The 13,255-nt window shown below is 42.5% G+C and carries 16 protein-coding genes and 4 tRNA genes; 4 read left to right on the forward strand and 16 right to left on the reverse strand.

All coding sequences use genetic code 11. The features are described from left to right. Positions 1–34: 34 nt before the first annotated feature. The 12 genes from rplL to WG943_RS03070 form a co-directional block, all read right to left on the reverse strand. A complete protein-coding gene (gene rplL / locus WG943_RS03015; RefSeq protein WP_340406685.1) occupies positions 35–415 on the reverse strand; it encodes a 50S ribosomal protein L7/L12 in 381 nt (126 codons plus the stop codon). 43 nt (positions 416–458) lie between these two features. After that, a complete protein-coding gene (gene rplJ / locus WG943_RS03020; protein ID WP_340406686.1) occupies positions 459–983 on the reverse strand; it encodes a 50S ribosomal protein L10 in 525 nt (174 codons plus the stop codon). Between the two features lie 4 nt (positions 984–987). Next, complete coding sequence (rplA, locus tag WG943_RS03025) at positions 988–1,680, reverse strand: 50S ribosomal protein L1 (RefSeq protein WP_340406687.1); 693 nt, start codon at positions 1,678–1,680, stop codon at positions 988–990. Positions 1,681–1,696: 16 nt separating this feature from the next. Next, positions 1,697–2,140: a 50S ribosomal protein L11 gene (gene rplK / locus WG943_RS03030; RefSeq protein WP_340406688.1), complete on the reverse strand. Its 444-nt coding sequence runs from the start codon at positions 2,138–2,140 to the stop codon at positions 1,697–1,699. 10 nt (positions 2,141–2,150) lie between these two features. After that, positions 2,151–2,708 carry a transcription termination/antitermination protein NusG gene (gene nusG, locus WG943_RS03035; RefSeq protein WP_340406689.1) on the reverse strand — a complete coding sequence of 186 codons (558 nt, stop codon included), beginning with the start codon at positions 2,706–2,708 and terminating at the stop codon, positions 2,151–2,153. Between the two features lie 13 nt (positions 2,709–2,721). After that, complete coding sequence (gene secE, locus WG943_RS03040; protein WP_340406690.1) at positions 2,722–2,913, reverse strand: preprotein translocase subunit SecE; 192 nt, start codon at positions 2,911–2,913, stop codon at positions 2,722–2,724. A 25-nt stretch (positions 2,914–2,938) separates the two neighbouring features. Next, positions 2,939–3,011: transfer RNA gene (locus WG943_RS03045), tRNA-Trp, on the reverse strand. A gap of 112 nt (positions 3,012–3,123) precedes the next feature. After that, the gene (tuf, locus tag WG943_RS03050; RefSeq protein ID WP_219875630.1) at positions 3,124–4,311 is read right to left on the reverse strand and encodes an elongation factor Tu; all 1,188 of its coding nucleotides are present in this window, start codon (positions 4,309–4,311) and stop codon (positions 3,124–3,126) included. Between the two features lie 71 nt (positions 4,312–4,382). Next, positions 4,383–4,454 (reverse strand) — tRNA-Thr (locus WG943_RS03055). Between the two features lie 115 nt (positions 4,455–4,569). Continuing rightward, positions 4,570–4,642 (reverse strand) — tRNA-Gly (locus tag WG943_RS03060). A 35-nt stretch (positions 4,643–4,677) separates the two neighbouring features. After that, positions 4,678–4,761: transfer RNA gene (locus tag WG943_RS03065), tRNA-Tyr, on the reverse strand. A gap of 163 nt (positions 4,762–4,924) precedes the next feature. Continuing rightward, on the reverse strand, positions 4,925–7,468 hold the full coding sequence (locus WG943_RS03070; protein WP_340406691.1) for a M1 family metallopeptidase: 2,544 nt from the start codon (positions 7,466–7,468) through the stop codon (positions 4,925–4,927). Positions 7,469–7,553: 85 nt separating this feature from the next. Here WG943_RS03070 and WG943_RS03075 point away from each other — a divergent pair, with 85 nt between their 5' ends. From WG943_RS03075 to frr, 3 genes are all read left to right on the forward strand, one after another. Then, positions 7,554–8,051, forward strand: coding sequence for a biotin/lipoyl-containing protein (locus tag WG943_RS03075; RefSeq protein WP_340406692.1), 498 nt, complete (start codon positions 7,554–7,556; stop codon positions 8,049–8,051). A 79-nt stretch (positions 8,052–8,130) separates the two neighbouring features. After that, positions 8,131–8,898, forward strand: a complete 768-nt coding sequence (pyrH, locus tag WG943_RS03080) for a UMP kinase (RefSeq protein WP_340406693.1) — start codon at positions 8,131–8,133, stop codon at positions 8,896–8,898. A 66-nt stretch (positions 8,899–8,964) separates the two neighbouring features. After that, positions 8,965–9,528 (forward strand): ribosome recycling factor, encoded by a 564-nt coding sequence (gene frr, locus WG943_RS03085; RefSeq protein ID WP_340406694.1) that lies wholly within the window; start codon positions 8,965–8,967, stop codon positions 9,526–9,528. Between the two features lie 147 nt (positions 9,529–9,675). Here the strand turns inward: frr and nadD are convergent, their stop codons facing one another. From nadD to WG943_RS03105, 4 genes are read right to left on the reverse strand one after another with little or no spacing between them, the layout of a single operon-like run. After that, the gene (nadD, locus tag WG943_RS03090; protein ID WP_340406695.1) at positions 9,676–10,248 is read right to left on the reverse strand and encodes a nicotinate (nicotinamide) nucleotide adenylyltransferase; all 573 of its coding nucleotides are present in this window, start codon (positions 10,246–10,248) and stop codon (positions 9,676–9,678) included. Beyond that, positions 10,245–10,829: a guanylate kinase gene (gmk, locus tag WG943_RS03095; protein ID WP_340406696.1), complete on the reverse strand. Its 585-nt coding sequence runs from the start codon at positions 10,827–10,829 to the stop codon at positions 10,245–10,247. The genes nadD and gmk overlap by 4 nt, the downstream gene beginning before the upstream one ends. Positions 10,830–10,835: 6 nt before the next feature. After that, the gene (locus tag WG943_RS03100) at positions 10,836–11,117 is read right to left on the reverse strand and encodes an anti-sigma factor family protein (protein WP_340406697.1); all 282 of its coding nucleotides are present in this window, start codon (positions 11,115–11,117) and stop codon (positions 10,836–10,838) included. A gap of 26 nt (positions 11,118–11,143) precedes the next feature. Beyond that, positions 11,144–11,737, reverse strand: coding sequence for a sigma-70 family RNA polymerase sigma factor (locus WG943_RS03105; protein WP_340406698.1), 594 nt, complete (start codon positions 11,735–11,737; stop codon positions 11,144–11,146). Positions 11,738–11,997: 260 nt separating this feature from the next. Here WG943_RS03105 and WG943_RS03110 point away from each other — a divergent pair, with 260 nt between their 5' ends. Further along, positions 11,998–13,233 (forward strand): glycosyltransferase family 2 protein, encoded by a 1,236-nt coding sequence (locus WG943_RS03110; protein ID WP_340406699.1) that lies wholly within the window; start codon positions 11,998–12,000, stop codon positions 13,231–13,233. Positions 13,234–13,255: the final 22 nt, after the last annotated feature.

Here is a 13,255-nt window from a genome sequence, read left to right on the forward strand (position 1 = left end):
GTCTACCTGTTTTCGGTATGTTGATGAAATGAGATTATTTAACCTCCACTTCAGCACCAGCTTCTTCTAAAGATTTCTTTAGTGAATCTGCTTCGTCTTTAGCAACACCTTCTTTAAGTGATTTTGGAGCGCCATCAACTAGTTCTTTAGCCTCTTTCAGACCAAGACCAGTAAGCTCTTTTACAAGCTTAACTACTGCTAGTTTCTGAGCACCAGCTGACTTAAGGATTACGTCAAAAGAAGTTTTCTCTTCTGCAGCAGCTCCTCCTTCAGCACCACCACCACCAGCAACCATTACTGGAGCAGCAGCAGCAGGCTCGATGCCATACTCATCCTTAAGAATAGTAGCTAGTTCGTTAACTTCTTTAACAGTTAAGTTTACTAACTGCTCAGCGAATGCTTTCAAATCTGCCATTTTTATTGAAATTAAAAGTTACTTATTGATTACGTTTTTAGAATTATTCTTTTTCTGATAAAGTTTTTAGTATACCAGCTAACTTGCCACCGCTGCTCTGAAGTGCAGATACCACATTCTTCGCAGGAGATTGAAGTAAGCCAATAACATCACCGATAAGCTCGTCCTTAGATTTGATCTTAGTTAGAGCATCTAACTGATCATCTCCAACATACAGGCCAGCATCGATGTACGCGCCTTTCAGAAGAGGAAGAGCATTGCCCTTTTTTCTGAAATCTTGGATTAGTTTTGCAGGGGCATTGCCCGCCTCATTTGAGAACAGGATACCGGAAGCGCCTTTCAAAACACCTTCAAGTGCAGTTGTATCAGCCTCTAGAGTGTCTAGAGCCTTCTTGATAAGTTTATTCTTATATACTTTGTATTCGATACCTCTCTCGAATGCAAGTCTCCTGAAAGCGTTGATACGAGCAACAGACATTGTTGAAGCATCAGTAATGTAGAAGTAGTTTGTGTTCGCTAACTTCTCGCTCAGGTCCTGTACAATTATTTCTTTTTCTTCCCTGGTCATTTTCTTAGATAGTTGCGTTCTTGTCAACGATTACGGCCGGGCTCATTGTGCTAGACAATGTTATGCTCTTAATGTAAGTACCCTTTGCAGAAGAAGGCTTCAAACGGTTTAGTGTCTGAATTACTTCCGCAGCGTTCGCAGCAAGCTGCTCAGCAGAGAAAGAAACCTTTCCTACGCTAGTGTGAATGATACCAAATTTATCAACTTTAAAGTCGATTTTACCGGCTTTTACTTCTTTTACTGCTTTAGCTACATCCTGAGTAACAGTTCCTGACTTAGGGTTTGGCATTAGGTTACGAGGACCTAAAATTCTACCTAAACGACCTACTTTAGCCATAACTGCAGGCATAGTGATGATCACGTCTACATCAGTCCATCCTTTTTCGATTTTCTGAATATAGTCATCAAGACCAACATAGTCAGCACCAGCATCTTTTGCTTCCTGCTCTTTGTCAGGAGTTACTAATGCAAGTACCTTAACGTCTTTACCAGTACCGTGAGGCAATGTCACGATACCACGTACCATCTGGTCAGCCTTACGAGGGTCTACACCAAGACGAACGTCGATATCAACAGAGGCATCAAACTTAGTAAAAGTAATATCCTTTACTACTGAAGCGGCATCTGTTAAAGAATATTCCTTCGCCAAGTCAGCTTTTGCTAAAGCTGCTTTTCTATTTTTTGAAATCTTCGCCATTATCCTTTAACTCTAATTATTCGTTCCAAGGAGCATTACCAGAAACTGTGATACCCATGCTTCTTGCTGTACCAGCTACCATTTTCATAGCTGACTCCAATTTAAAAGCATTTAAATCTGGCATTTTAGTTTCTGCAATCTCTCTAACCTGATCCCAAGTAACTGAACCCACTTTGTTACGGTTTGGCTCTTTAGAACCTCCCTTAATTTTAGCAGCATCCATTAACAATACTGGAGCAGGTGGAGTCTTAACTACGAAGTCGAAGGACTTGTCTGCATAGATTGTAATCAATACTGGTAACACTTGTCCAGGCTTATCCTGAGTTCTAGCATTAAACTGCTTACAGAACTCCATGATATTAAGACCTTTAGAACCAAGTGCAGGTCCAACCGGTGGCGATGGATTCGCGGCACCTCCCTTTATCTGAAGTTTCAGATAACCTTTTATTTCCTTTGCCATTATTTATTTACTACGATTCTTTTTCTACTTGCATGTAGTTCAGCTCAACTGGTGTATTTCTTCCGAAGATTTTCACCATAACGTTTAGCTTCTTACGCTCTTCAAACACTTCCTCTACTGTACCTGAGAAGCCGCTGAATGGACCATCCATTACTTTTACAGTCTCTCCAACAATAAAAGGTGTATCTAAAACCTCTGCTTGTTCCTCTGCCTCATCTACTGTACCCAATATTCTGTTTACCTCAGACTGGCGAAGCGGAACTGGTTTTTTGCTGGCATCTTTTTCATTTGAACCTAAGAACCCAATTACACCTGGCGTGCTAATGATAATATGCTCTGCTTCACCATGTGAAAGGTCTGCATTCACCAACACGTAACCAGGAAAGAAATTACGCTCTCTGATCCTTTTCTTACCGCCTCGCATTTCATATACCTTTTCAGCTGGTATTAGAACTTGCGGAACATACTCCTCCAGATTTTGTCTAACGATTTCGTTCTCGAGGTAAGCTTTAGCTTTTTTTTCTTGCCCGCTTACTGCGCGCACTACATACCATTTTAAATCAGCCATTGTATAGTCTTAATTAAAACTGGTTGTAGAACCAAGTTAGGCCTGAATCAAACACAAAGTCCATGGCACCAACTAACAAAGCAAAAATAAGCGAACCAATTAGTACTAATATTGAGCTATTCTGTAATTCAGAATATGAAGGCCATGAAACTTTCTGTTTCATTTCCTCAACTGTCTCGTTTATGTAGTTTGCTACTTTGCTCATTGCTTCGCTCTTAATATTTTAATTGCACGGGTGGAGAGACTCGAACTCCCAGCCAACGGTTTTGGAGACCGCTACTCTACCAATTGAGCTACACCCGTAAAAAATTTGCACGCCATTTTCTTCAAATGGAGTGCAAATTTATATAAATCTTTTATGAAAACAAACCCGTTCCTAAAAAATATTAAGAACGGGCTCGTATCATATCAGAAATTAGTCAAGGATTTCAGTTACCTGACCAGCACCTACTGTTCTACCACCTTCACGGATAGCGAAACGTAGACCTTTCTCCATTGCTACAGCGTTGATAAGCTTCACTTCGATAGTGATGTTATCACCTGGCATAACCATTTCTACGCCTTCTGGAAGGATGATCTCGCCAGTTACGTCTGTAGTTCTGAAGTAGAACTGTGGACGGTATTTGTTGAAGAATGGAGTGTGACGACCACCTTCTTCTTTTGACAGAACGTAAACTTCTGCTTTGAAGTGTGTATGAGGCTTAACAGAACCTGGCTTACAGATAACCATACCACGACGGATATCAGTTTTCTCAATACCACGTAATAATAGACCTACGTTGTCACCAGCTTCACCTCTGTCAAGAATTTTACGGAACATCTCAACACCAGTAACTGTAGACTTCAAGTTCTCAGCACCCATACCTAGGATATCAACCTGCTCACCAGAGTTGATTACACCACGCTCGATACGGCCTGTAGCAACAGTACCACGACCAGTGATTGAGAACACGTCCTCAACTGGCATCAAGAATGGAAGATCAGTTAAACGAGCTGGGATTGGAATAAAGCTATCAACAGCTTCCATTAACTCCTCGATAGTTTTCACCCACTTCTCGTCGCCGTTCAAACCACCAAGAGCAGAACCCTGGATAACTGGAATGTTGTCGCCATCGAAGTCATAGAAAGAAAGAAGCTCACGGATTTCCATCTCAACAAGCTCAAGAAGCTCTGGATCGTCAACCATGTCAACTTTGTTCATGAATACTACAAGCTGAGGAACACCTACCTGACGAGCAAGAAGGATGTGCTCACGAGTCTGTGGCATTGGACCATCAGTTGCAGCAACCACTAGGATAGCACCGTCCATCTGGGCAGCACCAGTAACCATGTTCTTCACGTAGTCAGCGTGACCTGGGCAGTCAACGTGTGCATAGTGACGGTTTTCTGTAGCGTACTCAACGTGTGATGTATTGATAGTAATACCTCTTTCTTTTTCTTCAGGAGCGTTGTCAATTGAAGAGAAGTCACGAAGTGCAGCAAGACCTTTTTTAGCTAGTACAGTTGTAATAGCAGCAGTCAAAGTAGTTTTGCCGTGGTCAACGTGACCGATAGTACCGATATTTACGTGCGGTTTGGAACGGTCAAATGTTTCTTTAGCCATTGTATGATATTAAATTAAGGTTAAAACGTTTAAGTTTATGTCGCGCTTTTAATTACACGTAACGGACTTAGAGCCAACGATGGGAATTGAACCCACGACCCCTTCCTTACCAAGGAAGTACTCTACCCCTGAGCTACGTCGGCTTGATCCCATTAAAAGAACCTAAATCTGCACCTACAGTAAAAAGGAAATCCATATATATGAAATTCCTTCAATCAATCACCATAAATACAAAATAGCTCCCTCAAATTTTGAGAGAGCGGGAGACGAGGGTCGAACTCGCGGCCTATAGCTTGGAAGGCTATCGCTCTACCAACTGAGCTACTCCCGCTTATATACTAAAAGCCTTTCCGGCATAAATTATTGTGGGGAGAGCAGGATTCGAACCTGCGAAGTCATTACAACAACGGAGTTACAGTCCGTCCCATTTGGCCGCTCTGGAATCTCCCCAATAGTCAATTTTGCAATAAATTTGCAGAACTTTCTCCTTCTAACCTTCCGCTTTAGCTGCGTTCTTTGTTCTAAGGAGATGCAAAATTAACCGCTTTTTCTTTCCTGTCAAATATTCTTCAAAAAAAAGTTCATTTTTTTTCTGCTGCTTCTATTCTAGCCCTTAGTTATATATTTCAAGTAGCCGCTTATCTGTCTCATTATCTTTTATTTCCGACAATATCTGCTGCACTTCTGGTTTATCAGACATTACCATTAAAGTTTGGTAAGCTGCGCCACGTATATAGTAGATATTATGATTTTGGGCAAGATCGCTGAGTAAAGTAATAGTTTCTGGAGTGTTTGTCTGTGGGTTTGATGCGAGAAAAGCACCAAAACTTTGAAGCAGGTAATACAGTGTGCCTCCTTTACTGTGCTTTACCTTTTGCATGAACCAGTTATACTTTTCTGTACCGCCTTGTATGGCGTAATATGTAGAGAGCGCTAATACAACCTCCTCTCCTTTCTCCTGATCAAATTTCGCCAGCCTTTGCATTATATCTTGTGCTCCTGTACCAGCATATCCAAGTATACCAGCTGCAGCAACAACATAAGAGCTATCCGCCATTGCATCTATATAAAGTTGCTTATACTTTTCTCCATCCCAATTAGCTAAGGCAAGTATGGCGTCTGCCTTTACAGCGCCTTTTTTATCTTGCTTTGCCAGTTGTGCTATGCTCTCTTTCACCATTCCGGCTTTATCAGCTTCTAACCTGCTTAATGTATTTATAGCTGTGCTTCTGACTACCCAGTAGTCATCTTTTAGAGCAGCCTCCATCATTTTTAACACTTCTTGATCTGCCAGTTGGTCCTGCAGCTTTGTCAATGCTTCCAACTTAGGAGCTAGCATTTCAGAATTGTAAAACTGATATACCAGTTCCTGCTTAGACTTTTCATGATTAATAGTAGCTAAAAGTTGTTGTTCAGCATCGAAGACAACAAGTTGTGGTTGTGTTGCAATTGGCAAACTAAAAGTTTGGTCTGCTTTATCAATTGTAATTGGATAGTCGGTACGCTTACCGTTAGTCCAAACAGCAACTTTAAGTGGCAGGCGGTAAACAGGCATGTAGGTTGTATCTTGTAGTTGCTTCACGTGCAGGCTTAGCTGGCCATTCTGGAAAGTATGACTTACCTGTAACTCCGGATGTCCAGGCTTCATAAACCATTGGTCAAAGAACCACATCAGGTCCTGCCCTGTTACATCTTCGAAAGCCATGCGAAGCTCTGCAATCTCTACGGCAGTATACTTATGCTTGGTAAGGTAGTGGTTAAGTGAGGCCCACCAGGCATCGTCGCCTATAAGTTGGCGCAACATGTGCAGCACCCTACCTCCTTTTGCATAAGAGTGGCTATCAAACATTTCCTCTCTGTCGGCATACTGGTAACGTATAAGCGGTTCACGTTTTGTCTCCGACTCATCCAGGTATTGGCCCAACTCGTCTATTTGTAGATAGGCAGCCTCGTCAGCACCATACTTATGCTCAGCCCACAGGTATTCAGAGTAATTTGCAAAAGCTTCGTTCAGCGGCAGGTTAGCCCACGATTCTGTAGTTACATAGTCGCCAAACCACTGGTGAAACAGTTCATGTGCAATAATACCATCCCAATTTTTATCCAATAGCTCCCGCTCGTTTAGTTGCAGGTCTTCCATAAACGTAGAGGCTGAGGTATTTTCCATTGCACCTGATACGAAATCGCGCACCACCACCTGCGAGTACTTTGCCCACGGGTAATCCACGCCAAGTTTTGTGGAGAAGAACTCCATCATCTCTGGTGTATGGCCAAATATTTTTTTAGCAGTTCCTTTATAGGCAGGCTCTACGTAATAATTTACCTCTTTATTTCGCCATTTATCTTTTACAACAGCATATTCGCCAATGGCCATCATGGTTAAGTATGGCGCGTGTGGCAACTCTTGTTTCCAGTAATCAGTTTTAGTACCGTCGGCATTCTGTCGAGAGTACATGAAAGTGCCGTTAGATAGCGTAGTATACATTGGATCTACGGTAATGTAGATTTCCTGCGTCATGAGCTCGTTCGGTGCATCAACGGTCGGAAACCAGGCGGAGTTAGCTTCAGTTTCGCCTTGGGTCCAAATCTGCTTTGGTTTATTCGGGTCTTTACCCAGCGGGTTGATAAAGTATAAGCCTTTGTCCTGAAGTATGGCATCGCTACCTTTAATTTTCAGTTCATTTGGTTTGGCAGTATAATCTATTTCTATAGTATACTCTTCTGTGCGCGTATAGGTCTTATTTAGGTTGATGGTGAGTTTTTCGCCATTGTATTCATACTTTAGCGGTGTACCATCGTAACCTTTCATCAAATTCACACCATGTATGTCCATTCCCTTTGCATCTAGCGTAAGCTTGTCCTTAGGGTAGAAATATGGCTTTAAGGTGAGTTCGACGATACCGTTTAAATGCTGCTTTTCCCAGTTAAAGCTAACACGGAGCTTTGTGTGTAGCAGGTCGTGCTCTAATGTGCGGGAAGGGTTAAAACCATGCTTTTTAGGAGCCCAAACTGGTATAATATCTGTTACAGCAGTGGTGGTTTTGCCTGTTGCCACTTTTGGTGATGCACTATCTACAGCTGCCTTGTTGGTACTACAGCCCGATGCAAAAGCCATAGCAGCTGCCAAGCCAACTACACTCAAAAACCTATGATTCATGATGGATTGTTTTAATTTTGAAGTCAAGTTCTAAAAATACTCTGAGAAATCAATTATCTTTAAGCTCTAAAACCACATACATACGATGCTCCAGATAAAAACCGCTAACGACAAAACATGGCAGGTTGATATTCAAAAAGACACCATCCTTCTAAACGGAACACCTTTTAACTGGGACATTCAGCCCATTGGCCCCAACACTTACCACATCATCAAGGATAATAAATCCTATACTGCGGAGTTGGTATCAGCAGACTATCAGTCCAAGACATTTACTTTCAAGATAAATGGCATTAAGCAAACGGTAAGCGCCAAAGATCGTTTCGATCTGTTGCTTGATAAACTGGGCATGAGCGATGCCAACGCCAGCAAAGTGAATGACGTAAAGGCACCGATGCCAGGGCTTATACTTGAGATTAAGGTGCAGCCGGGCCAGGAGGTGAAGAAAGGCGATCCTATTCTGATTCTGGAGGCGATGAAGATGGAAAACATTCTAAAATCGCCGGGTGATGGTGTGGTAAAGGAAATAAAAGTACAGACACGCCAGAACGTGGAAAAAAATCAGGTATTGATTTTATTTTAACTTTTTTGTGTTGCCAGTTGGGCAGCACCTGTCTGCCCTCCATAACTATAATAGAAACAATCAAAAAATAGTATAGATCGTGAAGTATAAGAGAATATTACTGAAGCTTAGCGGTGAGGCGCTGATGGGAGAACAGCAGTATGGCATCGACTCTAACAGGTTGATACAGTACGCGCAGGAGATAAAAGAAGTGGCAGCGCTAGGCGTTGAGGTAGCAGTGGTTATCGGTGGTGGCAACATCTTTAGGGGGGTGCAGGCCGAGCAGGTTGGCCTTGACCGCGTGCAGGGCGACTACATGGGAATGCTTGCTACAGTTATCAACAGCATGGCTTTGCAAAGTGCTCTTGAGAAGCTTGGCGTTTATACCCGTTTGCTGTCTGGCCTTAACATACAACAGGTATGCGAGCCTTATATCCGCCGCCGCGCAGTGCGCCATTTAGAAAAGGGCCGTGTGGTAATATTCGGTGCCGGCACAGGCAATCCATACTTTACTACAGACTCAGCTGCTTCGCTTAGGGCAATTGAGATTGAAGCTGATGTAGTGCTTAAAGGTACGCGTGTAGATGGCATTTACTCTGCCGACCCTGAGAAGGATCCGGACGCGATCTTCTACAGAAATATCTCCTTTAAAGATGTATTTGAAAAAGGCCTGAACGTAATGGACATGACAGCTTTCACTCTTTGCAAAGAAAATGGCCTGTCTATTATTGTGTTTGATATGAACACCCAAGGCAACCTTAAAAAATTGGTACAAGGCGAAGAAATTGGCACACTCGTATCGATGGACGACATTGCAGAGGGCCTACAGGAAACTGTGGATCAATTACAGTCAAAACAAAACAAATAAAAATTCATATTTTTGTAGCGTAACCAAACGTATAGTTTCAAAAGAACTTATTAAGCGATAATTGATATGACGGAAGAAATTCAGTTTTACCTCAGCGAAGCAGAGGAGTCTATGCAAAAAGCGGTGCAACACACTGGCTCAGAACTTACTAAAATTCGTGCTGGTAAAGCCTCTCCTGCTATGGTAGAAGGTTTACGCGTTGATTATTACGGTACTCCTACTCCTGTCTCTCAGGTAGCAAATGTTATGGCACCAGATGCACGTACTTTGCTGATCAAGCCTTGGGAGAAAAACATGCTAGGCGAGATCAACAAAGCCATCAAAAATAGCGACCTGGGCCTGAACCCACAGCAGGAAGCTGATGCCATCCGTTTGAACATACCTGCCCTTACTGAGGAGCGCCGCCGCGAACTGGTAAAGCAAGTGAAGAACGAAACTGAATCTGGCAAAGTAGCTATTCGCAACATTCGTAAAGATGTTAACGACTCTCTGAGAAAGCTACAGAAAGAAGGCACTTCTGAGGATGCCGTTCGCGACGCAGAAGCCAAAGTACAGAAACTGACAGATGCTTATATTGTAAAGATTGATGAGCTTCTAACGAAGAAAGAAGCAGAGATCATGACGATCTAATTTTTTTAGACAAAAGATAAAAGGGAAAAGGACAAAAGACTTCCCCTGAAGTATAAAAAAAGCCCTGCCACAAGTTAGTTGGCAGGGCTTTTTTTATGAGCAAATAATACTCTTAGATCTATTTACTTAAGTCTTTTGTCAAACGAGTTACTGATACAGCTTGTGCACCTTGATGTACTCTTCTACTTCGTTGGGTACCAGATACTTTATACTTTTCTCCTCTTTTATGCATTGCCGAATAAATGTGGCTGAGATATCAAGTATAGGCGCTTTAACAAAAGAAACACCCGGCATCTCCGGCAACTCCGAAGTAATAGAACCTGAACGCGGGTAAACATATACTTTGTGGTATTGAAGTATACTTTCGTAGTTCTTCCACTTTGGAAACAGCGGCAGGTTATCCTCTCCCATCAGCAGCACAAACTCATAGCTCGGATATTTCTCCTGCAGGTAAGTAAGTGTATCAATGGTATAGCTTGGTTTAGGCATGCTAAACTCAATATTTGATACTCCTAAAACTGGGTTATCAGCAATCGCCAGCGAAACCATGTGCAGCCTATCAAACTCGTGCAGCAGCGTATTGCTGGGCTTAAACGGATTCTGCGGAGACACCACCAGCCACACCGTATCCAGGTCGGTGTTGGTTGCCATAAAATTGGCAAGTATAAGGTGCCCTATGTGAATCGGGTTAAAGGAGCCGAACAGCAGCCCTACTCTCATACAATAGCAGGCTCAGACTTCAGGAATTCGTTTACAAGTTTCTCGGCTTCAGAGCAAGCTCGATTTAAGTCGTCGTTTACAATCACAGTATCAAACTGATCTTCAAACCCCATCTCAAATTTTGCTTTAAACACTCGGCTAGATATGCTGGAAGCCGAATCGGTATTGCGTGCGGTTAATCGTTTGGCCAACTCATCTATAGAAGGTGGTTTTACGAATACGGCTAATGCTCTTTCTTTGTAAAAATGCTTTATACTTAATCCTCCTTTAACGTCTACATCTAAAATTACATGCTTGCCACTCTTCCAGATGCGTTCTATCTCTGATTTTAAGGTGCCGTAAAATGCGCCCTCGTATACTTCTTCCCACTCTACAAACTCGTCGCCGGCGATCTTCTGCTTAAAATCTTCAGGCGTGATAAAGTAGTAGTCTTTTCCGTTTTCTTCGGTGCGGCCGCGCTTATCACGTGTGCAGGCCGAAATAGAAAAGCTCAGGCTTGGGTTTACGTTGAGCAGGTGTTTTACAATAGTGGTTTTGCCGGCGCCAGACGGAGCCGAAAAGATGATGATTTTGCCTTGCATTAGGGATTATAAAGTTTCTTGAATCTTAGCTCTTATAGAAAGTGCCAGGCTTTCCGGCACAATCACGCGCTTGAGATGGCCGCTGATGATCCCTTTAAGAAGCTTTTGCTTCTGATGGTTCTCGAAACAACTTACACACTCTTCGAGGTGTGCATTAAAAAATCTCTCTTCTTCTGAGGTAGCTTCGCCGTCGATAACGAGGTCCAGCATGTCGGATACTCTGCTACAATCTGTATCGTGGCTCTCGTCCGGCACTTTTTGGTAAACTTCTGTAATTTTCGATTCCATCTTAACTAAAACTCTTAAATGTCTTTCTAACCGTTATAACCCATGCTTTTGGCGTATTTTTCCAACTTCTCCTTCAAAGAGTTTCGGGCGCGGTGCAGCCTCGATCTTACAGTACCTATCGGGATGTCCAAAATCTTAGCCATCTCCTCATAAGTAAAGCCTTCTAAATCACAAAGTATAATTACTGTCCTGAAGTCTACTGGCAGAGCATTCAAAGCACTGGCTACCTCATCCCCTATCAGATCCTGCACACTTTCGGTGCGCATGTCGGTAGTAGAAGCCACTCCGCTTTCACCTTCTACGTCTTCGGAGTTATAATACCCCTCTACTTCGCTGTAATCTACCTTGGCAGGTTGCTTGCTCTTTTTCCGAAACTCGTTTATGAATGAGTTCTTCAGGATTCGGAACAGCCATGCTTTTGCATTAGTTCCTTGTTCGAAGTAGTCAAAAAAACGATAGGCTTTCAGATAGGTCTCCTGCACAAGATCATTGGCGTCGTCTTCGTCTAAGGTGAGCCTGTAGGCAAAGTTGTACAGAGGGTCCAGCACGGGCAATAACTCGGCCTCAAACCGTGCGTCTTTTTCCTCTTTACTCAGCTGTTTACCTGTTTGCTCGCTCATCAACTTGGATTTTGTACTTTTGTGAAGTCCCTCAATCGCGTAATTATACGCAAATATAGAAATTTTAATTACATACCTCGCTTACCGCTTCAGGGTTGCAACCTGTGCCTGCCAAGGCATGCATTTTAAGAATTTTAATTAGTAGCTTATTACGTGAATTAAATAAATTAGTACAATTTAATTCTCTTTTTCGCAGCAGGTAACGCGCATCTGTGTACTTTTGCTTTAGTACGTTAACTTATCGGCAGCCACTGCTACTCATGAGCCATTCTATTTCTGTAACCATACTTGTCAAGAACAGCCAAAAGCACTTGGATGCCTGCCTCGGCGCACTTCAGGCGTTCGAAGAAGTTATTGTGCTAGACAATGGCTCTACAGATGATAGTATGGCAATAGCATCACGCTATGCTAATGTAAAAGTTTTCTCTTCGCCGTTTATCGGGTTTGGCCCTCTTAAAAACCTGGCAGCCCACTACGCTTCTAATTCTTGGATATTATCTATTGATAGCGATGAGGTGCTAAGCGATGAGTTAAAGGCGGAAATCAGGCAACTTGACCTCACAAACACAGAGAAAGTATACAGCGTTAAGCGCAATAACTATTACCGTAATAAGTTGATTGATGGCTGTGGTTGGGACAATGATTTCGTGCAGCGGCTTTATAACAAAGACGTAACCCATTTTGAAGACTTACAGGTGCACGAATATGTCCGGACAGAAGGGCTGCAGGTGCAGCGGCTTAGAGGTACTATAGCGCACTTTTCTTACGATTCTATTTCGCAGCTTATTGCAAAATCTGATAAGTATACTTCTTTGTTTGCTGCAGAAAAACGGTTTGTAAAAAAATCTTCTGCTTTTAAAAGTTACTACAAGTGGGCTTTTTCTTTTTTCAGAAGTTATGTACTGCAGCGTGGCTTTATGCTTGGTTATGAAGGGCTAACAATATCCTTCACAAACGCCGCCTATTCTTTTTACAAGTACATGAAGCTGCACGAAGCTAACCAAACACTTAACATGAGCATGGTTATAGCGCAATCCCTTGATAGCAGAGCATGGGAAAGTATAAAAACCACGTTACTTGTGCAGCAGGAGGTGCTACAGGAGCTTATAGTACCAGAACCTGACTTCGGTATAAAGTCAGTTAAGGTTTCTAACTCTTTCTGCCGTGTCAGCACATATTCTGTTACACCAGAGAAAAATAGTATAACTATACTTCGGGATGCTGTACAGGCAACAATTGGCGAGTACATTATTTTACTAAACAACGCTGCTGAGTTACCCACTGATTTCTTAAAGAAAATAAAACGCGATGCCAGAAAGGGTCATTATACTTTCAGGAAAACGAATAATGGTGTGTACGAACTTATCACGTTTTGGAAAAAAGACCTTCTAGAGCTTGATATTTCAGAAGCCCCGGCAGGCGGAGACTCAGTTGATTTTGCGAGCCTTGCAGCCTTACTGCAACAGCAAAATTTAAAATCTGTCAGTATGGCTTAGGCATAACAGCTCTTTAAATCTT

This window comes from Pontibacter sp. H249, assembly GCF_037892465.1.
Lineage (GTDB): Bacteria > Bacteroidota > Bacteroidia > Cytophagales > Hymenobacteraceae > Pontibacter.